Origin of the sequence: Plantactinospora siamensis, assembly GCF_042434095.1 — a bacterium.
Lineage (GTDB): Bacteria > Actinomycetota > Actinomycetes > Mycobacteriales > Micromonosporaceae > KBS50.
The window spans coordinates 139,347-161,665 of record NZ_JBHLUE010000005.1; the positions used below are offsets into that span (position 1 = coordinate 139,347).

General features: G+C 69.3%; 17 protein-coding genes and 1 pseudogene. 7 read left to right on the plus strand and 11 right to left on the minus strand.

Annotated features, from left to right (window positions below):
• Window positions 1-12 precede the first annotated feature (12 nt).
• Window positions 13-111: pseudogene (locus ACFFHU_RS09730) on the minus strand (hypothetical protein); the annotation flags it as partial.
• Between the two features lie 60 nt (window positions 112-171).
• Window positions 172-738: a DinB family protein gene (locus ACFFHU_RS09735; protein WP_377337415.1), complete on the minus strand. Its 567-nt coding sequence runs from the start codon at window positions 736-738 to the stop codon at window positions 172-174.
• A gap of 212 nt (window positions 739-950) precedes the next feature.
• Here ACFFHU_RS09735 and ACFFHU_RS09740 point away from each other — a divergent pair, with 212 nt between their 5' ends.
• Window positions 951-1,745: a MarR family winged helix-turn-helix transcriptional regulator gene (locus ACFFHU_RS09740; RefSeq protein WP_377337416.1), complete on the plus strand. Its 795-nt coding sequence runs from the start codon at window positions 951-953 to the stop codon at window positions 1,743-1,745.
• An 84-nt stretch (window positions 1,746-1,829) separates the two neighbouring features.
• On the opposite strand, the gene mraY is transcribed toward ACFFHU_RS09740, so the two are convergent.
• The 5 genes from mraY to ACFFHU_RS09765 all read right to left on the minus strand — a co-directional run bounded on the left by mraY (window position 1,830) and on the right by ACFFHU_RS09765 (window position 6,370).
• Window positions 1,830-2,933, minus strand: coding sequence for a phospho-N-acetylmuramoyl-pentapeptide-transferase (gene mraY / locus ACFFHU_RS09745; RefSeq protein WP_377337417.1), 1,104 nt, complete (start codon window positions 2,931-2,933; stop codon window positions 1,830-1,832).
• A 454-nt stretch (window positions 2,934-3,387) separates the two neighbouring features.
• Window positions 3,388-4,296 (minus strand): alpha/beta fold hydrolase, encoded by a 909-nt coding sequence (locus tag ACFFHU_RS09750; protein ID WP_377337418.1) that lies wholly within the window; start codon window positions 4,294-4,296, stop codon window positions 3,388-3,390.
• Window positions 4,289-4,756, minus strand: a complete 468-nt coding sequence (locus tag ACFFHU_RS09755; RefSeq protein ID WP_377337419.1) for a hypothetical protein — start codon at window positions 4,754-4,756, stop codon at window positions 4,289-4,291. The genes ACFFHU_RS09750 and ACFFHU_RS09755 overlap by 8 nt, the downstream gene beginning before the upstream one ends.
• Window positions 4,757-5,414: 658 nt before the next feature.
• Window positions 5,415-5,594, minus strand: coding sequence for a DUF397 domain-containing protein (locus tag ACFFHU_RS09760; RefSeq protein WP_377337420.1), 180 nt, complete (start codon window positions 5,592-5,594; stop codon window positions 5,415-5,417).
• Window positions 5,585-6,370 (minus strand): helix-turn-helix domain-containing protein, encoded by a 786-nt coding sequence (locus ACFFHU_RS09765; protein WP_377337421.1) that lies wholly within the window; start codon window positions 6,368-6,370, stop codon window positions 5,585-5,587. Before ACFFHU_RS09765 ends, ACFFHU_RS09760 begins: the two co-directional genes overlap by 10 nt.
• 909 nt (window positions 6,371-7,279) lie before the next feature.
• On the opposite strand from ACFFHU_RS09765, the gene ACFFHU_RS09770 reads away from it, so the two are divergent.
• From ACFFHU_RS09770 to ACFFHU_RS09780, 3 genes are all read left to right on the plus strand, one after another.
• A complete protein-coding gene (locus ACFFHU_RS09770) occupies window positions 7,280-7,504 on the plus strand; it encodes a DUF397 domain-containing protein (RefSeq protein ID WP_377337422.1) in 225 nt (74 codons plus the stop codon).
• A gap of 634 nt (window positions 7,505-8,138) precedes the next feature.
• The gene (locus ACFFHU_RS09775; protein WP_377337423.1) at window positions 8,139-8,678 is read left to right on the plus strand and encodes a TetR/AcrR family transcriptional regulator; all 540 of its coding nucleotides are present in this window, start codon (window positions 8,139-8,141) and stop codon (window positions 8,676-8,678) included.
• On the plus strand, window positions 8,675-9,484 hold the full coding sequence (locus ACFFHU_RS09780) for an alpha/beta fold hydrolase (protein WP_377337424.1): 810 nt from the start codon (window positions 8,675-8,677) through the stop codon (window positions 9,482-9,484). The genes ACFFHU_RS09775 and ACFFHU_RS09780 overlap by 4 nt, the downstream gene beginning before the upstream one ends.
• A gap of 363 nt (window positions 9,485-9,847) precedes the next feature.
• Here ACFFHU_RS09780 and ACFFHU_RS09785 read toward each other — a convergent pair whose 3' ends face one another.
• From ACFFHU_RS09785 to ACFFHU_RS09795, 3 genes are all read right to left on the minus strand, one after another.
• A complete protein-coding gene (locus tag ACFFHU_RS09785; RefSeq protein WP_377337425.1) occupies window positions 9,848-10,717 on the minus strand; it encodes a YwqG family protein in 870 nt (289 codons plus the stop codon).
• Window positions 10,718-11,074: 357 nt separating this feature from the next.
• Window positions 11,075-11,515, minus strand: a complete 441-nt coding sequence (locus tag ACFFHU_RS09790; protein ID WP_377337426.1) for a DUF4259 domain-containing protein — start codon at window positions 11,513-11,515, stop codon at window positions 11,075-11,077.
• A gap of 253 nt (window positions 11,516-11,768) precedes the next feature.
• A complete protein-coding gene (locus tag ACFFHU_RS09795; protein WP_377337427.1) occupies window positions 11,769-13,670 on the minus strand; it encodes a hypothetical protein in 1,902 nt (633 codons plus the stop codon).
• 157 nt (window positions 13,671-13,827) lie between these two features.
• Between ACFFHU_RS09795 and ACFFHU_RS09800 the strand changes: the two genes are divergently transcribed.
• Both ACFFHU_RS09800 and ACFFHU_RS09805 read left to right on the plus strand, forming a co-directional pair.
• The gene (locus ACFFHU_RS09800) at window positions 13,828-16,452 is read left to right on the plus strand and encodes a BTAD domain-containing putative transcriptional regulator (RefSeq protein ID WP_377337428.1); all 2,625 of its coding nucleotides are present in this window, start codon (window positions 13,828-13,830) and stop codon (window positions 16,450-16,452) included.
• 773 nt (window positions 16,453-17,225) lie between these two features.
• The gene (locus ACFFHU_RS09805) at window positions 17,226-17,555 is read left to right on the plus strand and encodes a hypothetical protein (RefSeq protein ID WP_377337429.1); all 330 of its coding nucleotides are present in this window, start codon (window positions 17,226-17,228) and stop codon (window positions 17,553-17,555) included.
• A gap of 430 nt (window positions 17,556-17,985) precedes the next feature.
• Here ACFFHU_RS09805 and ACFFHU_RS09810 read toward each other — a convergent pair whose 3' ends face one another.
• Window positions 17,986-21,384, minus strand: coding sequence for a tetratricopeptide repeat protein (locus ACFFHU_RS09810; protein ID WP_377337430.1), 3,399 nt, complete (start codon window positions 21,382-21,384; stop codon window positions 17,986-17,988).
• A 155-nt stretch (window positions 21,385-21,539) separates the two neighbouring features.
• Here ACFFHU_RS09810 and ACFFHU_RS09815 point away from each other — a divergent pair.
• Window positions 21,540-22,319, plus strand: a 780-nt coding sequence (locus ACFFHU_RS09815) for an NlpC/P60 family protein (RefSeq protein ID WP_512700660.1), incomplete at its 3' end; no start/stop codon positions are given.

Sequence of the window (22,319 nt, forward strand, 5' to 3'; positions counted from 1 at the left end):
GGTGGCCCGGGCGCCTTGCAGGCCGCTCTTCCCCGCCGGCACCGTCGTGCCGAGCGCCTCGGCGACGTCCTGCGCCCGCCAGTCGAGCACGTCCCGCAGCACGAAGACCGCCCGCTGCCGGGCACTGCCGGCTGCCCGACCGCTGCCACCTGCGCAGCAGAGTGCGGCGGCCTACTGACCGGTGCGCCCGTCGATGCATTCGCGGAGCAGATCCGCGTGGCCGCAGTGCCGGGCGTACTCCTCGATCATGTGGATGAGGATGTCGCGGACACCGACGCGCTCGCCGTCGTCCAGGACGGTCACGGCGCTGAGGTCGACCGGCGAGTCCAGCCACGCGTCGGCGGCGGCGATCTGCGCCCGCCAGGCCTCGAACGCGTCCCGGACGACGTCCGGATCGGCCACCGCGCCGTCGAAGTCCAGGTCACGTTCCTGGGCGGACCAGTAGAGCCGCGGGGTGTCCAGGTTGTTCTGCAGCGTGCGGTGGAACCAGTGGTGCTCGACACCGGCCATGTGGCGGATCAACCCGAGCAGGCTCATCGTCGACGGCGGCACCGAGCGGGTGGCCAACTGCTCAGCCGAAAGGCCCTCGCACTTCATGCCCAGCGTCAGGCGGTAGTGGGAGAGGTACTCCCGGATGGTCGCCAGTTCGCCCTCGGGAGCAGCAGCAGTGGCGAGCCGCGGATCCTCCTCCGGTGGTGCCCACATCCCGGCGTACCCGACCTCTCGTTGACCGCTCATGGGTGCACCCTGCCCTACGACGGCGAGCTCGCCCAACCCGATTTCGTCAGGCGCGGTCGAGCCAGGCGGTCTTGTCGGGACCAGATGTCGCTTGGGAGTGTCGGGTTGGGGTCGGGCCGTTCGTAGCCAGGGTGAGAGGCAGCCCAGCAGGGCGCTGCCGCGACCGCCGGAGTTGATGACCGATGCCGCACCCACTCGCCAAGGTCCGCCGCATGTTCGAGCTCATCGAGCCGATCGCCACCGTGACCTTCTCCGACGTGCCCAACGAGGCGTTCCTGGCGGTCGGGATGCGCGACTACTGGGATGGCTACTTCGCGGGTCGGGCCGCGCCGCTGGGCCTGGCGCCGGCCGAGGTGGTGCACGCGGTCTTCTACAACTTCGCCGCGGGCGAGGTGGCCCGGCACATCCCCTGGGTGTGGGGGAAGATCACCCCGCAGGAGGCGGTCGCCGTACGCGAGCGGGGCAGCGCCGCCGCGCTGCGGCAGCTGCTCGGCCCGCTCGCCGACTCACCCACCCTGCCGCGGGTGGCCGAGCTTGCCACCAGGGCCGCGGTCAGCGCCCCGACCGAGGGCCGGGCCCTGTACGCCGGATTGCGGACGCTGCCGGTGCCGCCGGAGCCGGTGGCGCGGCTCTGGCACGCGGCGACGTTGCTGCGGGAGCACCGCGGCGACGGTCACAACGCCGTCCTGGTCGCCCACGGCATCGGTGGCACCGAGGCCCACGTGCTGCTCGCGCTGTCCCTCGGCATGCGGCCGGAGGAGTTCGGCCGCACCCACCACCTGCCCCGGGCGCGGCTGGCCGCCGTGGTCGACGGGCTACGCGCCCGCGGCCTGGTGGACGCGGACGGCGGGTTCACCGACGCCGGACGGGAGACCAAGCGGCGGATCGAGGCCCGCACCGACGAGGCGGCCGCGCCGGCGTACGAGGCGCTCACCGCGGACGAGCTGGACGAGCTGGTCACGGGGCTCGAGCCGCTCGCCACGGCGTTGCAGGCCCTCGACTACTGAACGGGCGCCGGCCCGGCTGCCGTCCGTCAGCCGGGTCCGCCGTGCCGGACAACGGGGTACGGGGCGGGTCTGTCGACGTCGCCGCTATCCCATCACCGCCAGGAAGTCCGAGTAGAACAGGCCCAGGCCGACCGCCACGCTGACGCCGGCCACGATCCAGAACCGGACCACGATGTTGACCTCGCTCCACCCGGCCAGCTCGAAGTGGTGATGTAACGGCACCATCCGGAAGACCCGCCGGCCGGTGGTGCGGTACGAGACGATCTGGATCACCCAGGTGATCGTGATGAGGACGAACAGCCCGGCGATCAGGATCGAGAGCAGCGTGGTGCGGGTGGCCACCGCGAGGCCGCCCATCAGGCCGCCGAGCCCGAGCGCGCCGACGTCGCCCATGAAGATCCGGGCGGGGGAGGTGTTCCACCACAGGAAGCCGAGGCAGGCGGCGGCGGCCGCCGCCGCGATCATGGCGATCTCCAGGGGATCGCGGACCTGGTAGCAGTAGTCGTTCGCCCGCGCGTACGTGGCGTCGGCGCACCAGTGCCGGTACTGCCAGAAGCCGATCAGCGCGTACGCGCCGAGCACCAGGACCGACGCGCCGGTGGCCAGGCCGTCGAGGCCGTCGGTGAGGTTCACGCCGTTGGACATCGCGGTGATCACGAAGACGAACGCCATGACCGAGCCGACCTTGCCGACGTCCAGCCAACTGATGTCGCGGATGAGCGAGATGTGCTCGCTGGCCACGGTCTGGCCGTTGGTGCTGGCCACGTAGAGCGCGGCGATGCCGAACCCGCCGGCGACCAGCGCCTGACCGATCAGCTTGCCCTTGGCGGACAGTCCGTCGGAGTTGCGCCGGCGCACCTTGAGGAAGTCGTCGAGGAAGCCGACCACGCCGCAGAAGATGAACAGCCCGAGCAGGACCAGGGCCGTCATGGTGGGCCCCTCCTGCGCGATCTGTCGCTCGGGCAGGGTGGTCAGGGCGATGTGTCCGGCGACGTAGGCCAGGACGGTCGCCACGATGAACGCGACGCCGCCCATCGTGGGCGTGCCCTTCTTGCCTTCGTTGCTGGCCAGTCCGATGGATCGGATCGGCTGCCCGGCCTTGAGCGCGGTGAAGACGCGGATCGCCACCGGCGTGCCGAACAGGGAGATGAGGAACGCGACCGCGGCCGCGACGATGACCGCCCTCACGAGCGAACCTCCCGGCGGCCCCGGCCTCGTAGGGCCAGGTCCGCGCCGCCCGCCCGCAGCGCCCGGCGTCCATGGGTTGCTCCGGCGCGGAGGCTGGCCACCGCCGCTGGCTGCGGGCGACGGACGTCGTCCGCAGCCGGACCGTCCAGCTTCCAGGCCGCAGCCCGGGGCGCGGACCTGGGCGGGCCGTGCAGAGGGTCGTTCACGAGATCAGTTGTCACGGGACACGAGCTTGCCATCCGAGTGCGGCCAGAGCATCCCCGGACCGCACCGCAGTGGCTGACAGGGGCCGGCACGCCGTCGCGGACGATCCCCGCGGAGCCGGCGACAACCCGCCCGGCTTCCATCCGCCACGCCGCCTGGACGGTGCGCCGCACCTCGGTCTCTCCCGTAGGCCTCATGACCGCAGGCAGGGTCCGACCTTCGCCGGGAGGCGGGCGCCTGCGGGTGGCCCTCAGTCGTGAGGGCTGAGGAAGTCGGTGATGAGGGTAGCGAGCTCCTGCGGGCGTTCGGCGACCATCGCGTGGCTGGCGCCGGCGAGATGCCACACGCGCAGAGACGGGTTGTTCACAGCGGCAAGCCGTTCGGCGGTGGCCTTGCGATACGCCTCGTACAGGCTGTGGAAAGGCTGTTGTTCGGGCAGGTCCTCGGTGGCGAGGACGAGCAGCAGCGGGCAACGGGCGTCGCGGTAGGCCGGCATGAGGTCGAGTGAGTCCATGGCGTCCCGGAGCTGCCGGGTGAGGTCCGGGGCCGGCCGGAGCCGGCTACGGTCGTCGTCGCCGGGCACCAGGTTGCGCTCGAAGGCCGCCACCCAATCGTCGGCTGCGGCTCCGTAGCGCTGGGCCATGGCCCGCTGCCCCGCGAGCATGGCGGCCACCTGTTCGGCGGTTAGCGGTTCGGCCAGCATCGCGGCCATCCCGTCGAAGACGGCCCGCAGCTTGACCAGCTCGCTCTCGGCCTGCTCCGGATCCAATCCGGCGAGTTGGTCGGCACGGTTCAGCGGCGGATTGCCGTCAAGGCTGACAGCACCGGGGCACTCGGGGTGACGCTGTGCCCAGAGGGTGGCGAGCATGCCGCCGAGGGAGACACCGACCACTGCCGGGGAGGTGAGGCCGAGGTGGTCGGTGACGGCGGCCAGGTCAGCCAGTGCGTCGTCCCAGCTCCACGGGCCGTCGCCGGACCGCCCGTGACCGCGCAGGTCGACGGTGACCACCCGGTGGGTCGGGCGCAGGTGCTCGGCGAGGGTGGTCATCTGGGCGAGGTTGCCGCCGGCACCGTGCAGGAGCAGCAGCGGGTGTCCGGGTCCGCCGAAGTCGCGGATCGCGATGGGTATGGTCCCGGAGTCGATGATGGTCTCAGGCACGTCGGGTTCCTTCTTTGAGCAGTCGGTCGCGTACGGAGGCGGAGCGCACGCCGCCTTCGGGGTGGCGGGCGAGCTTGTCGCGGGAGACCAGGTCGTGGACGCCCTGGCGGGTGATGCCGAGCATGGCGCCGGCCACCGCGTACGACACGGATTCGGCGGTCGGGTGGCCGAGCCGGCGCGCGACGGCCCGGCCGAAAGGGCTGCGCCACCAGTCAATGGGTGGGTCGAACGGTCCGTCACCCGGGTAGAGGGTGGAGATCGCGCGCATGATCACGCCAACGGCGGCCCGGTCGTCGCCGCTGACGATCGTGGTGGCCCAGGATCGAGCCCGCTCTCGGATGACAGCACGCAGCGGGTCGATGGCGTCGTGGCCGTCGACCAGGATTTCGAGGGGGTCGAGCAGGCGGATATCGATCAACCGGATGAGATGCGCGGTCAGTTCCTCGTGGGTTGGCGCCATGCTGTCTCCTCCGCTACTTGACATCTATCGTCAAGTACTTGACATCGAGTGTCAAGCACGATGGCGTAAGCACGGTCGACCGTGCCCGGGCAACAACGGTGCTACCGCTACGTGGGACCCCAGGGAATCGCCGCGGTGGCGCTGCGCGGCGGCGCGGGTCGGCTGATTCGATCGGCGGACGAGTTCCACACCTGGATCAGCTCGGTGGACGCGCGGGAACTGGCGGAACCTTCAACACGGGGCCGCCTGACTGTGGACAGTCAACAGGCGTAGGAACTTCGATGACCTTCTGAACGCGTACGCGAAGGCCGGGTACCCCGGCTGGTCACCTGGTCATGCCAGCCCTGCTCCACCAAGAAGGACGCGTCTACACCAACCACCTCAGGCCGAGGACACCGCAGGACTTTGCCGGAGCCCTGGCTGATGACCAGCGCGGGACCCTGCGGGTCCTTGCTGTCCCGGACGCCGGCCGCCCGCCTGGTCATCAGGCAGTACCGCCACGCGATTCAACAGCGACCCATCTCGACACGAGAGGGCCAGAGGCGCTCCAAGCCTGCCGAGAAGAGGGCGGGAAGCATCACCGTCGGCACCAGCCAGCGATGGGCCCCTGCGGGCGCGCTACCAGCAACTCGGTCAGCCCACGCTCGCGATCGACTACCTACCTCAGGCTGCTTACGAAGCCCTTCCACACGGCCGGCTTGAAGACCAGCGTGGGACCCTGCGGGTCCTTGCTGTCCCGGACGCCGACCACCTGGGCCAGGTTGACGGCGACTTCCACGCAGTTGCCGTTCGAGCCACTGCGGGTGCTCTTGCGCCACTGGGCGCCGGTCAGCTCCATTTCTCGGCCGCTCTCTTGATCAGGTCTAGGGACTCTGGACGCGGGAGCGCTTCGCCTGCGATGCGCGCCCATCGTTGTTCGAGCGTACCAATGTCCTCGGCCCGGTCGGTCACTTGCGCCAGGAGCTGGTTGTCGACGCACGCCAGCCGGCGGGCGTCGGGCATGTCGGCGAGCACGAAGGACCCTTGCAGTCCGGTATAGATCCCTATGCGCTCCGGCACGATCTGGATCTGGACGTTGGGTCGGGCAGCCATCTGGACGAGGTGCCACATCTGCTCTTCCATCGCCTTGTGCTGGGCGTCCGAGGCTCGTCCGACGGCGTTCTGGTCGAGCAGGACCGTGAGCATCGGCGACGGGACGCGGTCGAGCACAGCACGGCGCGCGAGGCGGGCCGCCACGAGCCGATCCAACTCCTCCGGTTGCAGCAGTTCGCTTGCGAGGGTAACGCGGGCGTAGCTTTCGACCTGGAGGACCGCTGGAACCCACGCGGGTTCGAACCAGCGCAGGGCGGCGGCCTGCTGCTCGTACTCGATCCAGTTCTGTAGCCACTGTGGAGCGCCGAGCCGCTCGTAGAACCGCAGGTACACCCCGCCGGTGTGCAGGGCGTTGTCGACGGCCTTGACGTAGTCGGCGGTGACCGGGCGCTGCTTGCACTCAACTCCGGAGACGTGCGTATCGGAATAGTTGATCAGCTTGCCGAACTCGCCCTGCGTCAGGCCACGGGCTTGGCGGGCTGCGCGGAGTTCGCTTATGAGGAATTCGCTTCCGGTTCCCATCGGATTCCCAAGCCTTTCCCAGATCTTGCTTGCGTTTCCCCATGGCTGTACAGCGTCAGAATTGCTCGCTTCTGTCTGATCCCATTCTCTTCCGAGAATAGCCACCCATCGGCCAATGTGGAAGCGGCGATGTGCGGATCACCCTGGCTGGCAATCCTTGGGCGGATATCGCAGCGCCTCCGGAGGGTCCGTCCCCGGTTATGTGTCTCCGGCGCTGGGGCCCTCCGGATCCCTCAAGCAGGCACAGGGTGAGGAGTCGGGTATGCGATGGCGTTGGTTCCAACCCAGGGACGGTGAGATCAGCACCGCGTTGGGAGTTCCTGTCCCCGCGACGGGCGTGTCCGATCGGCCCGGACCCGTGGTGGCCGTCGAGCCGGCCAGCAGCGGGGTGCTGACGGCGCTCGGCGCCGAGAGGCGGTCGGCAGATGCAGACGCCACGTCCAGACCGAGGCCTCGGCCAAAGCCGGAGGATCCCCGGCCTGCGCTGCTGATCCTGGGCGCGGAGTTCCGGGCGCCGGTTCTGCGGGCGGCTGCGGCGGCGCGGACCAGCCGGTGAGTACCGCGGTCGCGATGCCAGACCGGCCGGACCGGCCCGGGCGGCTTGCGGGAGTCGCGCCGTGGGAGATCATCGCCTCGACGTTCGTGCTGGAGTACCACACGATCAAACTCTGCAACGCGTGCCCCAGCAGCGGCGGTACATGCCCTCGGGTCCTCAAGGCCCGCCTGGTCATCAGGCAGTACCGCCACGCGATTCAACAGCGACCCACCTCGACACGAGAGGGCCCGAGTCGTGCTTGAACGTGACTGGCAGGGCTGGACCCCGCCCTCTGACCACGCGACCCGGCCGGACCCCGCGCCGAACCCTGAACGACCACTCCCGCTATTCAATCCAGAAGAGAGCGAACCGTTATGGAGCAGTACCTGTCAGAAGCCGCCCTGGAGGGCAGATGGCTCAGATCGTCGTCGGCCGACCCGGCGCTTTCAACCTCCATCCTCGTCCGGCACAACGTGAATACCGTCTCCATTCGTAGAGGCAAGGGCGGGCTGGTTCTCGTCTTCGACGATGTCGAATGGGAAGACTTCATGAGGGGCGCGAAGAACGGCGAATTCGACCGGCCGGATAAGGCTCCATGAACGGCCCCGTGCCCGGCGCCCGCACGATCCCACCAGCCCGCCGCCGGGCACGGGGCTCCTGAACCCATCGGCCCGGCCGTGGGCGGCAACCCACGGCCGGGCCCTGGCCCGGTCCTGTGCTGGAACGAGCGCCACCTCTCGATGCATGGCCCTGGGACGGCAGTAGCTCAAACGGACCGGCTGGACGTCCCCTGTAGGGGAAACGCCGGGTAGAGCGCCGGTACGGGAGGCCTGCCGGAGGTTCCCGGTTCGAGTCCCTCGGCTCCACCACGTAAAGGCCCAGATCAGTCCAGGTTGCGGGACGACCCGGACGCACAGCGTCGAAGGCCGGAGGACCTGACACCTGACGCCAGTGGGATCGCGGCCCCGAAGCTCAGCCGAGCAGATCCGCAAGTCCGCTCCTGAAGCGTGGCCGTCACCCGCGACAGCCCGGCGTCCAGGTCGTCTCCCAGCGGCTCCCGTCAGACATTCGTCCAACCTCACAGCCTGGTATCTGATCACGACAGCTCAAGAGCGATCGTGCACAACGTGCAATCTTGCATGAACTGCATTACGGCGCTACGTTGGTCGAGTGGAATTCAGGCAGACCCGCCATGAGCGGCGGCGGTTGGCGACCCGGCAGGAACTGAGTCGAGTGGCGCTCCGGTTGGCCGTCGAACGGGGTCCGGGCAGCGTCCGGATCGAGGACATCGCGGCCGCCGCCGATGTGGCGTTACGGACCTTCCACAATCATTTCGCCAGCAAGGAGGAGGCGATCATGTTGGTCGCCGTCGAGCGGGCCGAGGCCGTCGGTGCCGGGCTGTCCCGTCGCCCGCCACGCGAGTCGCTGCCTGACGCCCTGGTGGCCGCGTTCGTTGAGCAGTACGGGTTTGACGGCGCACTCGATGAGTCGTGGCTCCGCCAGGTCCGGCTGGCCATGTCGGCGCCGGCGCTGCGAGGCGAATACCTCAAGGCGTTCGAAGCCGGTGAAACGTCTCTGGCGACAGCACTGGCCGACCGGATGGGCACCGGCCCCGGGGACCTACTCCCTCGTACGGTCGCCGCCGCCGCCTTCGGCGCGGCCAGGGCGGCGATCGCGTACTGGCTCGATCACGGCCCGGTCACTGGATTGCCGGCACTGTTCAACGACGCGATCCGCTCCGTCGTACATCCCCAACCGGAGGGGAAGCCATGATCATCACCGCGGAGGCGATGCTGCCGGTACCCGGAGCCAGCCTGTACTACCAGGTCCGCGGGTCCGGTCAGGTGTTGTTGCTGATGTCCGGAGGTCACGGCGACGCGAACAGTTTCGATGCGCTCCTACCAGCGCTGGCCGAGCGGTTCACGGTCGTGACCTACGACCGGCGCGGTTACGCCCGCAGCCCGATGGCCAGCCCGACGATGGTGCCCACCGTGGCGACGCACGGCGATGATGCGGCGGCGATACTGGGCGCGATCGGCGGCGGACCGTCCCTTGTGTTCGGCACCAGCACCGGTGCCGTGATCGGGCTCGACCTGGCCGTCCGTCACCCCGCCGCGATCGACCGCCTCATCGCCCACGAGCCCCCACTGGTCCAACTGCTGCCCGAGACGGATCGGCCCGCGCTGCCCGGCGACCTGATCGGCCAGCTGCGCGAGCGCGGCCCTGATGCGGCCATGGCGTCCTTCCGGGCACTCCTCGGGGTGGACCTCGACGATCGTGAGCCGGGCACCCAGTTTCCGGTCGTTGACCCGGTTCGAGCCAGAAGCAACGCGTTGTTCTTCTTCACCCGGGAGGCGCCGATGCTCGACCAGTTCACGCCCGACCTGTCCGCGCTGCAGGTTCCGGTGTTTCCTGCCGCCGGAGTGTCCAGCAGCAACACATTCCCGCACCGGTGCGCCGTCCTGTTGGCCGAGCGGCTCGGGGAGCCTGTGACGACGTTCCCCGGCGGGCACGCCGGCTTCACCACCCATCCGACCGCGTTCACCCGTCAACTCCTTGCTCTGCTGCGCGACGGATAACCCGTACCTTGTCCAAGATGTCTGCGCAACGGTGTCTCTTGGTCGAAAGACCAGATACCGGCGGCCTCACCACGTGCGATCACCAATACGTAGGCCGCGCCAGAGCGCGCTGAGGGGATCATCTTCGACTACGGCAGCGATCTCCATCGGGTCGCCTGATCATGCGCCGCACCCACGATCCGCCCTCCTGACCTGCGCACCCGCAGCGGCTCACAGCCGCCGCCCCAGTTGCTCGAATCGCCGGTTGACCTTCCGCGGCTCCATCGCGGTGCCGATGGTGCCGGCGAAGACCGGGCCCAGATCCACCTTGTCCCGTCCCGTGAGGCTGGAAGGTCTACGACTGCCGGACGAGGAGATCCGCTCTCAGTAGCACTGCCAGGTAAACGATGCCGCCTGCCATCGCTCGGCGGTCAGATCATCGCGACGGATGAGCCAGTACAACGCTCCGCAATCACCCCACACCATGTCCGCGTTGTCGTCGCTGTCAATTTGGGCGAGCAGCGTCCACCGCTGCGCTTCCTGGTGCAGGGCCGGATCGTCGTATGCCACCCGGCCACCGAGCTGCGCCCGTGCGACGTCGACCTCGACCGAGCCCTGAATAGGGTCTGCGTAACCTCCGACCCGGTGCTGTGGGCCGAGTTCCAGGCTGAGCTCGCCCATGGCCATCCGGAACGGGTCACTGTTCATCGGGTCATCCATGAACGCTTGGTCTTCGTCGGAGACACGGTCGAGCGCGGCCCGGAGGGCTGGGTGTTCCCAGTCCGGCCCGCTCGCGATGACATCAGCGGCGAGTCGAACGAGGGGATACAGATTGGCGCCCTCCGGCGGCTCTCGTTCGGCGGTCTGCATACCTGTCGGTAGGTAGACGACGCGAGCGCCTTCCTGAGTCTCCGGTGCGGACGACTCAATCACCATTTCGTCGTCCCACCTGGGGTGACGGTAGAAGAACAAGAGAATGCCCTCCGCTGGCAGAGCGATGTCGAGCGCGTCGGAGGGAAACTGCCCGCAATCGATGCTCGCGACAAAGCTCAACGGCCCGCGCCCCTCCCATAGCGGCCACGTAAAGTCCTCGGGCAGAGCGGGAACGCCACCCAAACGAGCGATCTCGGGCTCTCCAGGCTCAGCGGGTCGCAGGTGCAGGGCAGGTCGGATGAGCGCGATCCACTCGTCGGCGACAGCAGCAGGTAGGTGGCGACGCGCCAGCGCCGCGAGGGGCACATCCGGAGCAACCATGCCCGCATCTTCTCAGCTTCTCGATCAAGTCCGTCGAGTGCGCGTACAGCCATCCGTACAGCCAAGCCAACCGACGGGCAGGAGCCAGAGGCGACAACAGCCGGCAGGTCGAGCAGGTCAGCGGCAGCGCCCGACGGCGGCCGACAGCAGCCTTGATCTTTGCAAGGCAGGGGTTAGGGGTTCGAGTCCCCTCGGCTCCACCAGCACTTTCGTTGATCGATCTCGTTCCGAGTACAGCCATCCGTACAGCCAAGCGGCTCACGCCGTCCCCTCCTCGCCCAGCACCCGATCGATGGCCGAGGCAGCGTGACGAGCGCGGGACGGCAGGACATGAGGAGCGGTACGTGCGCGCGCTCCCTAAAGCATCGCGATCTGGCCGGGCAGTTCGGGCGGACCGGACAGCACCGCGCGGAGCTTGTTGATCTGCGGGAACTCACTCGCTCCCGCCTCGCCCCACAGGCTCCGCCACTCCGAGTCGTCGCCGAGGACCCGGTCAAGTGCTTCGACCGCCAGCTGTGGCAGGTCGTCGTCCAAGTCAAGGGATTCACCAGCAAGCAGGAAGTCCGGCGCGTACGGCGAGGTTATCGGGTCTCCGCCGGGCATCTGAGACGCCACGATGGCCGCTGCGGCGATGGCCGAGGCGGCGTCGTCATGGTCGAGGTACCCGGTATTCAGTGCTGCCGTTGTCAGAGCAGCACGAACCATTGCCGGCCGGGCAGGCGGATCGGCATCGTGGAGGTCACCGCACCAGTCGGCGGCGCTGTCGTTGTCGAACGGGCCGTCATCCCAGGTGCCCATGTGCTCCTCCTTCACGTTCCCGGTGAGCGGATCATGAAGCCAAGCGGGGGCGGACGCAAGGGCGAGAGCGCTTGGCTGTATGCCATCGGTACGGCCAAGCCAGCCGACGGGCGTGGGTGACGAGCGACGGCAACCGACAAGCCGAGCAGGTCAGCTACGTTAGTCGACTCGAACCGACAGTAGTCTTGATCTTTGCAAGGCTGGGGTTAGGGGTTCGAATCCCGGCTGCCGAACACCGACCAAAGAAGGGGGGCTACCTGGTGGCGTTGCGGATGAGTCGGCGGAGGGCGTCGCCGGTGGTGGGGAATGCGAGCCGCAGGGTGTGGGCGGTGAGGCGGAGCGCCCACCAGGTGGTGACGATGAGGAAGCCGATGATCATGGTTTGGCTGGTGAGCCAGGTGACGACGATGGCGTAGCCGAGGCCGAGGACGGTGGCGGTGGCGATGCGCAGGAGGCGGCTGGTGGTGGCGATCCAGGCGGTGGCGATGCCGAGCAGCGCGGCGCCGATGGTGCTGACGAGGGCGGGGCTGTTGGTGAGGTTGGCGGGTGCGGTGTAGGTGAGGCCGGATTGGATGAGCAGCATGCCGGCGGTGGCCAGGGCGATGGGTAGGACGGGTGGGCGGGTGCGGCGCAGCCAGTCGGTGAGCCCGTCGGCGTTGATGCGGGGTGCGGTCAGCGCGATGAGGACGGCGCAGCCGGCGAGGGGGAGGCCGGGGATGAGGATCCAGCGCAGGAAGGGCCCGTAGACCCAGTAGCCGAAGTGGGCGCCGACGGCCAGGCCGTAGAGGGCGGCGGTGATGGTGCCGAGGAACGCGGCGCCGAGGTAGGCGCGGCGGATCAGGGCGCCGGTGCTGGTTTCGGTGCCGGGGTCGGGGGTGGTGAGCCAGTTGGTGGGGGCCAGGTGCGCGACGGCGTAGCCGGCGAGGAGGGCCAGGGTGCCGGCGGCGCCGAGTTGGGGCCGGGAGGTGCGCACGTCGGTGGGGTATTCGGTGGCGGTGAGGGTGGCCTGGACCAGCAGGGCAATGGAGCAGGCGGCGATGATGGCGGTGGCGGCCAGGTCGCTGATCCGTACCCGGGTACGCGGCAGCTGTGCCGCCGCCGCGGTCGGCGCGTTGTGCCCTCGGCCGCTGGTGAGGCGGAGGGCGCCGGTGGCGGCGGCGTAGGGCTGCCCGGTGATGACGGTGGGTTGGCCGCCGACGGTGGCGGCGATGGCGTCGACCAGGCCGGGCAGGTCGGTGTCCTGCCGGACGATGACGGCGGCGAGTTGGGTGAGGGCGACGTCGGCGGTGTCGAGGACGTCCACGACCGCGGCGGCGACCTGTTTCGTTAAGGGTTGCGCGGCGGCGTGCAGGTCGTCGCGGGTGACCACCGTCGGCGGGTGAGGGTGGGGGAGCAGGACCGGTGCGCGGTCCTGGTGGGCCAGCAGGTTCCGGGCATGCCGGACGGACTGCCGGTAGGCCCGGGCGGCGTGCTGATCCTCGGGGGTGGTGGGTTGGGTGAGCCGTTGCAGCAGGGTGGGGTCGGCTGTGCCGGTGAGGGTCTGCTCGGCGAGGGTCTGGTCGAGGTCGGTGGTCGCGGGTGTGGTGGTGGCCAGTTCCCGGTAGCCGGTGTCGCCGGTTTGCAGGACGGTGAGGCAGGGCGGGTGGATGTCGGTCTGGCACACCAGCACGCACGATCCGGCGGGCGGCGGGTCGCCGGTGGCGGCGAGGGCGGCCGGTGCGGTGACCATGACCGGGGCCGGCAGACCGGCGCGGCTGGCGGCGTCGGTGAGCAGGTCGCGGCGGCGTGGACCCCAGGCGGGCGGGATGACCAAGGTGAGCGCGGTGACCGGGTCGCCCGCCTGGGCTCCGGCCTGCGCGGCCACGTGCTGCAGCAGCGTCGCGGCGACGTCGGCCGGGTCAGGATGCCCGTCGAGGGTGCCGGCGCCGAGGCGTTGTAGCGGGTCGGGCAGGTAGCGGTCCGGGTGGGCGGCGGCCGCCGTTTGGGCGGCTGTTCCGACGTACGGCTGCTGGTGGTCGGGGTCGTACCAGATGCCGTGCGGCATGGTGGGCTGCCCGTCGAGCAGGACCGGGACGAGGGTGTCGCGGCGCCACAGCATGGCGGCGATGTCGCCGGAGGCGATGTCGACGCTCAGATGGGTTCCCCCGCTGGGCATGGCTCGAGTCTGGTCGCCCTGAGTCGATCGTCAACCATCCACCGGTGTCGGTGATCTTCTGCTTGCGTATGGTGAGAAACCTGGTGCGGATGGTGGAGGCGCCGGCCATGGTCAGGTAGTGCGGACAGTGACGGAGTCGGCGGCGGGGGGAGGGGCGATGGCGCGGCAGTCACCGAACGCGGCACGGAAGGCCGCCGACTACGGACAGCGGCCCACCGTGTTCGACCCGCCCGGCCCGCCGTCCCGGCCGCCGACGTTCCGCACGCTGAATGCCGCCGTGCGGGTGGTGCGGCTGCTGGTGACCTCGGTCGTGTTCCTGGTCGGCCCGCCGGCGCTGCTGTGGCAGGCGTTCGGCAACCCCCTAGATCGGCTCCCCACCTCCAAGGAGGTGACCGACTGGTTCGGCACCTTCGAGGACCGGCTCACCGACCAGACGCTGATCGGCGCGGCCGTGTGGGCGCTGTGGCTGATCTGGGCCGTCCTTGCCCTGCTCCTGCTCGCGGACCTGCTCGGCACGCTCACCCGGTGGCGGATCCCCGCGCTACGGCTGCCCGCCCCGTTGCACCGGCTGATGTTCGGCCTGGCCGGCAGCGCCGCCCTCGCCGTCACCGCCACCGCCCGCCCCACCGTGGCGCCCACCCCGCCGCCGACGGCGGTGAGCGTGCCCAGTCAGGCGGTCGCGGAGGGCCCGGCGCTGATCGTCGTCGGCGACACCCAGTACAGCTACGTGGTGCAGCGGCACGACACCCTGTCCAAGGTGGCCCGGGAGTGGCTCGGCGAAGCGGACAGGTGGCCCGACATCTGCGCTCTCAACAAGCACCGGCACTTCACCGGCGGTGGGACGCTGCGCGACTGCGACCTCATCTACCCCGGCTGGGAACTTCGACTGCCCGCCGACGCCACCCCACCGGCGACCGCCCGCCCGGTACCGCCCCGCCACCGGACCATCCCACCGCCACGGCGGCCCGCACCGGAGCCGCCGCCCGTTCCCACGCCCGACGCGGCGTTGCCCAGCGCACCAGTGCCACCACTGGCAGATGAGCCATCGTCGACCGCGCCGGCCGAGCGGCCGTCGAGCGACGACCACGCCCGGTCTGACAGCGACGGCGTCCGGCTGCCCGGCGGGAGCCTCATCCCGTGGGCCCTCGCTGCCGCCCTCGCCGCCGCCGTGGCGCGGGTGTGGCTGCACCGGCGACGCCGGCACACCGCTCACACGGGCGACCTGCCGGAGCTAACCGCCCCGGTGGTCGAGATGCACCGCCAGGTCAGGCGCAACCCCGACACCGCCGCCCAGGGCGACCTCACCGCCCAGGCCACGGACGTGCCCGACCTGCCGCTCCCACCCCCGGGTGGCCTCGGACTGACCGGACCCGGCGCGAACGCCGCCGCCCGAGGCGTCCTCACCACAGCCCTCGCCGCCGGCAGCCCCAGCCACCCACAACAGCGCGGTGACGTCATCCTCGACCGGGCCACCCTCGCTGCTCTGCTCGACGGTGCGACCGTCGATCCCTGGCCACGGCTGCACCTCACCGACACCCTCGACGAGACGATGACCCTGCTCGACACGCACATCCTGCACCGCGCCCGCACCGCCGACGAACACGCCAGCACGGACCTCGACGGCTCACCCCAGCCCGACGGATCACCGCCGCTGGTGCTCATCGCGCCCGCTCCAGCCGCCGAGCACACCGACCGGCTCCGGGTCGCGCTGCGGCTGGGCGCCGCCCACGGCGTACGGGCCATCCTCCTCGGACCCTGGCCGGACGGTCCCACCCTCACGGTCACGGCCGATGGCCACACCCAGCTGCCGGACGGCAGCGCCGCCGGCATCCTCGGAGATCCGGCCGCGCTGCTCGACGTCGACACCGCGGTGGCGATCCTCGCCACCCTCCGCGAAGCCGACACCGGGGAACCACCCGAACCCAGGCCGGCCCCACCCCCCGAGTCGGAGGCTGAACAGCCCGCACCCGACGAGGCCGCCCAACCCGCACCCGCGCCACAGCAGGTCGACGTTGTTCCCGAAACCGCGGACCCGGACGGCCACGCCACGGTCCGGCTGCAGGTCCTCGGGCCGCCGAGCATTCCCGACGTTCACCTGCCCGGTCGCCCACTGCGCGGCAAGGCCGCCGAGCTGGCCGTCTTCCTCGCCTGCCACCCCGACGGCGCCGACACCGACACCATCGCCGAATACCTCCTGCCCGACGCCCGGATCCGGCAGGCCAAACAGCAGGTCCACACCAACGCCTCCAACCTGCGGCACGTCCTTGGCCGCGCCGGCGGGCCGCTGCCCGGCGGATACCTCCTGCGCCGCGGCGCCGTCGGCCGCTACCGCCTCCACCCAGGCACGGTGCAGGTCGACCTCTGGCAGCTACGCGACCTGCTCACCCGCGCCCGGCTCGCGTCCACGCCCGCCCGCACCGAGCTGCTCCGCGAAGCCTGCGACCTCTACACCGCACCCCTGGCAGACGGCTGCGACTACGAATGGATCGAACCCTACCGCGAAAAAGTCCGCCGCTGGGCCACCGAAGCCCACCTGCTGCTGGCCGAAGACCTCCTCGCCACCGACCCGCAGGCCGCCTCCGACCTGCTCGACAAGGCCATCCGGCTGGACCGCTACAACGAAGAGCTCTACCGGGCCGCCATGCGCGCCCGCCACGCCCTGGGCGACACCGACGGCATCACCACCGTGCTCCGCGCACTGACGAGCGCCCTCGCCGACCTCGACAGCGGACCCGACCAGCCCACCAACCAGCTCGCCGCACAACTACTCGGCCAACGCTGACGAAAGCCGGCCCCCGACGGCCGGTGTAGCACCCTGCCGGCGGGGGCCTATCCGCTGCCGGCGTTCGACGGGGCCGGATGAGCCATTGCCCGACGATCTTCTGATGGCCCTGGGCCTGTCGGTCTGCATTGACCTTCGTCCTGGCCGCTCCGGGAACGGGCGGCCCGGGATCGGCGTGTCGTGAGGCTCGTTGTCGCATGGGAAACTCTCGCCGTGAGCTCAGGTGTTCCCCGGACGATCAAGGCAGTCGCCACGGCAGACTTGATCCGACTCGACACCGAGGCGATTCATCGCGGACTGAACCGCAATCACGGGGCAGGGTGGTTGGCGAAGTTCGCCGATCCAGCAGCGGTGCACTATCTGTGGCCGGTACTGGTGCACAGGTTGAGGCACCGCAAGGACCTCGCCGAGGTCCACGACTACCACGACCCAGCCACACCCATCCTCGCCGCCTCACTCCCACGTCGCATGCCCGGATACCGGGCACTCGGCTTCACCAGAACATGAGTGCATCCCATCGCGAGCACCGTGACTGGTCCGCCGGTTACAAAGAGATGACAAGGTTGCCAAGCGTGATCACCGCGACCGGCTACCATGCGGTCGGCAACTTCCCGGCCGATTTTTTTGAGAGGCAGTGGCTCACGTTGCAGACCCAGACTCCTGACCACCTGCTCAAGGCGCGTTTCGGCCGGTCGGCGTCGCCCAGTTCACCCCCGAGCAGGTCCGGAAGTTCATCGCACCGCTCGGCCCGAACGTCTTGATCGTGAGGGCTGATGGCTAGCACCATCTTCGTCTCCGACGAATACGGCTGGACGGCCAGCTGGGGTCTGTTCGAGTGGGTCATCGAGTTCCTGCTGGGCACCGTCGGGGACGAGCCGACCCGGCAGGAGCTGCGGCAGGTCATGGAGCACAACCTGGGCGCCGTCATGGTTTCGGAGTTGTCCGCGCCGGGGCGACGGGAGGTGCTCGACGCGCTGCGCACCGGTCTCGTGCCGGCGGCCACCGCCAGCCTGGCGGTTCACCAGGAGCCGGCCCACCGCAAGCTGACCATCGGGCACGTCAAAGTTCTGAAGTTGATGGCCGATGACGTCCTTCGTCAATAGCACCAGCGCGCTGGGACCGCTGGCATGGCTCCCTGCCAATCGAATCGTTTCGGCTGCGGTGGGCCTCGTGCCACCGGGTCATCCCAGCGAACTGCGTTGCCGTCGATTCAGCGGCGGCGCTCGACGGTTGGCTGGCCGGGCGTGGTCGTGGGGAACTTTCAGCCGGCGTTGGCATCTCGGTCGGCGACGATCGCGCAAATCTCCGAAGACCTCGGGTGCAATCGGAGACGTTGCGCAGTTGGGTCCGCGCTGATGATTAGCGTCGGGCGCCATGGGCGGCCTGCGGTGCCGGCGGCGGGATCGGTGGAGGACGAGAACGCGGCGCGTCCGGGAGCTGGAGGAGGAGCGGACATTCTGCGGAAGGTAGTCGGGGGCTGCCCGCTCGACGTACCGGTCGTCGTCGCGGCGTCTGAGCTCGCTGCGCATGAGGTCACCGCGTTACCGAGGGATCATCGTGCTGCAGGGCAATGTCGATTTCGCGTGTCAACAGGTCCAGCTCGCGAAGGCGGCCAGGTACTCCCGTTAATCGATAGAAGACAAGTGCGGCACCGCACTGATCGGCCGCCGCGTGCGGGTCGCCGGCGGCGAGTCCCGTCCTGGCCAACGTCGTCAGCGCATCGCCGGCCAAGATGCGGTAGTCCTTCCGGCGCGCGATCTCGAGAGCCTCGGTGGCGGTATCCCGCGCCTCGTCGATCGCACCCAGCTTGAGCAGCACGTTTGCCGCTCCGATGCCGGCTTGGGCGGCGAAGTACTGATACCCGTGATCACGGCTCAGCTCCAGCGCTTCGCGGAAACGCGCCCGCGCCTCGGTGACCGCGCGCGCCCCGAGCAGCGCGGATCCGAGCGTGTTCAACACCCCCGCGACCGCCTTCGGATTTGCCAGGTGCTCGGCGATCCGCAAGGCGTGTGCGGCGGCGTCGACGCCGGCGCTCCACTCGGCCTGCTGTTGATACAGCTGACTTAGCTCGTCAAGGGAGGACATCTGCCCGTCCTTGTTGTTTGTCTCCTGGTAGTAAGCGAGGGCCCGCGTGAGGTGCTCGTGCGCTGAGTCGAACTCCTCAAGCTGGCGTAGTGCCATGCCGAGGTTGGAGCAGTTCGCCATGGCGGAAGGTAGCCGCGCCTCTTCGCTGTTGATGTCCATGGCGGCCCGGAAGTGTTCGACGGCATCGCGCAGCCGGCCCTGTTCGGTACACATCACACCCAGGTCGTTGAGGGTGACGGCCCGGATGTGTGCGAACTCGCTTCCCCCACCTACGCCAAGGACGTGCTGGTAAAGCTGGTGGGCATCGTCCGTCATGCCGAGCTCGGCATGCACCAGCCCGAGATTGTGCAACAGATACGCCTCGCCGATCAGCCAGCCGCTGTCGCGCGCTGCGGCCACGCCCGACCGGTACGCCTCCAGCGCTTCCCGATGCCGGCCCACCGACCAATGTGCTTGGCCGATGGTCTGGTACATGGCAGCTTGCGCCATGCGATCGTCGGCGGCCTCGGCCGCCATCAAGCCGGCCGTGCCGGTTGCCAACCAGGGAATGGCGTCCCGCCGTACGAAAAAGTAGCCGCGTAGCTGATCGGCGAGTTGCCATGCCCTCGCTCGATGTAGGTCACCGGCAAGCGCTTCAATGAGCGCTACGAGATTTCCCACCTCCTCGTCCAGCCAGGCGGTCGCGGTGGTGACGTCAGGAAAGCACATGACCGTCACGTCGACCTCGGTGGGCAACCGCACCATCGCGGGATAGACAAGCCGAATTGCGGCTGCGGTGCGGGTGAGATACCAGTCGGCGACCCGGAGCAGAGCCGCCGACTCGCTGGCGTCGTCGTACACCGCTCCGACTTCGAGCGCGTAGCGGCGGAGAAGATCGTGGTAGCGGTATCTGTCGGGACCGGCCGTTTCCAGCATGTTCTCCGCAACCAGACCGTCCAGTATCCGTCCGGTTGCGTCGGCGTCCGTAGCGATGAGGGCCGCCGCGGCCCCGCACGAGAAGGCCGCGCCCGGCAACCGCGCCGCCGACCGGAATAGCCGCGACGCCCCGGGCAGCAACTCTCGGTAGCTCAGATCGAAGGCGGCGTCTGCCGCATTGCCCGCCGGTGGTCGGCCATCGGCCAGCGAACGAAGGAGTTCCACCGGTGTGCGCCTCGGGCGCCCCGCGAGCCGGCTCGCGATCACTCGGAGTGCGACCGGGAGGCGACCGCACGCCTCGGCGAGCGCTGTCGCCGCCTTCCAATCCGCAGCTGTCCATGCCGACTTGAACCGGCCGCCCAGCATGTCGACGGCCTCCGCCAACGGCAGAACCGGCAGATGGAGGTTCACGGCGCCAGGTAGGTCGGCGCAGTGCTGCCGGCTGGTGATCAGGGCCGCGCTGCCGCCGCCACCCGGCAGCAACATGCGGAGCTGATCAGCATCGCGGGCGTTGTCCAAGATTACCAGGACCTGCCGCTCGGCCAGTAGCGTGCGATACAGGGCGCATGCCTCATCAACCTCAATCGGGATGGCATGACCGGCCATGCCGAGGCCGCGCAGGAGTCGGGCCAATACGGTCAGGACGCTGGCCGGCTTGCGCTCGGCTCCACGCAGGTCGATGTAGAGCTGCCCATCTGGGAAGTCGTCGCGCAGGCTTTCGGCGGCCCGCAGTGCCAGGCTGGTCTTGCCCACCCCGGGCATGCCGGAGAGAACACAGGTGACCTGCCGGGCGGCCCCCGCGTTGCGCAGCGCGGATCGAAACAGGCTCTGGAGAGTACGCAACTGCTCAGCGCGCCCGATGAAGTCGGCGGGTGGTGCCGGGGCCTCCCATGGGGTGCGCGGGCGGTCTTCGCGGGCACGCGGATGGTGCTCCCAGCGCCCTGCCAGCACGGCCTGCCGCGCGGCCACCAGCGCGGCGCCGGGCTCAATGGCCAGCTCCTCCGCTAAGCGCCGCTTGATTTCCTCGTACACGTCAAGTGCCGCGGCCTGCTGGCCCAACGCGGCGAGCGTGACTACCAACTGCGCGTGCAGGGGCTCATGCCAGCGATGACGAGCGGCCAGGCGACGTAGCCGCGGCAGCACTTCCGGCAGACGCTGCACCGCGAGACCGAGGAGGGCCAGCTGGATCGTGCTCTCGATTAGATCGTCGGTGAATGCAGTGACCAGGTGATGTTCCTGCAGCTCCGGGATGTCTTCCGCGGCCCGTTGCCCGCGCCAGAGATCAAGGGCCGACTGAAGCAGGTCGAACGCTCGCTGTGGATTCGACGACGACCGCCGCCACGCCGCGAACTGGTTGCGATAGTCGACCACGTCGAGACTGTTCTCGTCCATCCGCAGCTGGTAACCACCCGGCGTCCAGGACAGCGTCGCGGCGCCGTTGCCCGGTCGCGGTTCGAGAATCCGGCGTATGCGGCTGACATGCGTCTGCAGAACGTTCGCGGCGGAAGGCGGTGCCCCCTCCGGCCACAGCACCTCGATCAGTTCCTCGCGGCTGACCGGATGGTAGGGCGTCATCGCGAGCCGCGCCAGGACGACCCGGTGGCGTCCCGAGCCGACATCAATCGGTCCCGATGGGGATTCGACGGCGAGCGGGCCTAAGATGGAGATCCGTACGGGTCCGGGTCGCGCGGGCGGCTCGGGGAGCCGACGGAGTGCCAGCTGGCGCAGGCGGCCGCGATCCGCATTGCTCAGCTCCAGCGCGTCGGCGAGAGCTTCGCTCGACCGCACGCGTGGACGGTTGCTGCGGTCCTGCTCCAGATCGCGGATCGCGCCAAGGCTCAGTCCCGCTCGACCGGCCAGCTCCCGCTGGCTGAGACCACGATCCTGCCGCCATTGACGGATCAATCGGCCAAGACCGCCTGCATCCTCCACTATGGACTCCCGCCCGTTTGTGATCCGTTCGGCATGCAGCCTAGTACGGGTGGGGTACGGGTTTCTGTCCTCCAGTGAACGAGGAGTCGCGGGCCGCAGACTCCGTGTATGGCGGGCGCGGCGGCGCTCGCACCGATGGGGAGGAACCACAGTAGATGTACGTTCGACTCGTACGAAGACTGGCGGTCGGGCTGGTCGTCACGCTGGCTCTATTCGCCGCGCCGCAGGCGATGTCGCCCGCGACTGCCGCAGTCCTGACGGCCACGCCGGCCGACCCGCCCCTGCCGTCGTACCCAGGTCTGCCGCCGCTGACCGGCAGCACCACCCTCGCCACAGTCACCACGACCCCGACTCCCTGCGGCGACAACGGCACGGACCGGCACCTCACCCGCAACGAGGTGCTCACCCGCGCCCGGAGTTGGTTGAGCGTGGGTATCCCGTACAGCCAGGAGCGGTGCTACCGCAACAGCTACGGCGACTACCGCACCGACTGCTCCGGATTCGTCTCGATGGCCTGGGGCCTCGGCGGCTCCGGGAGTTCGTACTGGACCGGTAACCTGGACTTGCAGTCGTATCCGATCACCCGGTCCTCGCTCCAGCCCGGTGACGCTCTTTTGCGGCACACTGGCGATCCGGCCGAGAACCACGTCGCGCTGTTCGTCGAGTGGGCCGACTCGGCGCATACCCAGCCGGTCGTCATCGAGCAGACCGGAAGCCGTGACACCGTCCAGGACAGTTGGTCCAGCAGCTACGCCAGTCTCTACACGCCGGCTCGGTACACCAACATTGTTGAAACGGGCATGGTCGATGTTTCGTTGTCCAGTGGTCGTTCGTATTTTGGTGATGGTCAGCATCATGTGTATGAGCGTGGTGTGGGTGATTCGTTGCAGCATTTTTGGTACACCGTTGGTGATTCGGGCTGGGATAAGGCGATT

Excerpts from the sequence above, each read along its gene's own strand:
- ACFFHU_RS09800 (WP_377337428.1), top strand. The coding sequence starts at position 13,828 with ATGGCGCGGCAGTCACCGAACGCGGCACGGAAGGCCGCCGACTACGGA.
- ACFFHU_RS09770 (WP_377337422.1), top strand. The coding sequence starts at position 7,280 with ATGGAGCAGTACCTGTCAGAAGCCGCCCTGGAGGGCAGATGGCTCAGA.
- ACFFHU_RS09805 (WP_377337429.1), top strand. The coding sequence starts at position 17,226 with ATGGCTAGCACCATCTTCGTCTCCGACGAATACGGCTGGACGGCCAGC.
- ACFFHU_RS09785 (WP_377337425.1), bottom strand. The coding sequence starts at position 10,717 with ATGGTTGCTCCGGATGTGCCCCTCGCGGCGCTGGCGCGTCGCCACCTA.
- ACFFHU_RS09735 (WP_377337415.1), bottom strand. The coding sequence starts at position 738 with ATGAGCGGTCAACGAGAGGTCGGGTACGCCGGGATGTGGGCACCACCG.
- ACFFHU_RS09740 (WP_377337416.1), top strand. The coding sequence starts at position 951 with ATGTTCGAGCTCATCGAGCCGATCGCCACCGTGACCTTCTCCGACGTG.
- ACFFHU_RS09760 (WP_377337420.1), bottom strand. The coding sequence starts at position 5,594 with ATGGAGCTGACCGGCGCCCAGTGGCGCAAGAGCACCCGCAGTGGCTCG.
- ACFFHU_RS09755 (WP_377337419.1), bottom strand. The coding sequence starts at position 4,756 with ATGGCGCCAACCCACGAGGAACTGACCGCGCATCTCATCCGGTTGATC.
- ACFFHU_RS09795 (WP_377337427.1), bottom strand. The coding sequence starts at position 13,670 with ATGCCCAGCGGGGGAACCCATCTGAGCGTCGACATCGCCTCCGGCGAC.
- ACFFHU_RS09790 (WP_377337426.1), bottom strand. The coding sequence starts at position 11,515 with ATGGGCACCTGGGATGACGGCCCGTTCGACAACGACAGCGCCGCCGAC.
- ACFFHU_RS09780 (WP_377337424.1), top strand. The coding sequence starts at position 8,675 with ATGATCATCACCGCGGAGGCGATGCTGCCGGTACCCGGAGCCAGCCTG.
- ACFFHU_RS09765 (WP_377337421.1), bottom strand. The coding sequence starts at position 6,370 with ATGGGAACCGGAAGCGAATTCCTCATAAGCGAACTCCGCGCAGCCCGC.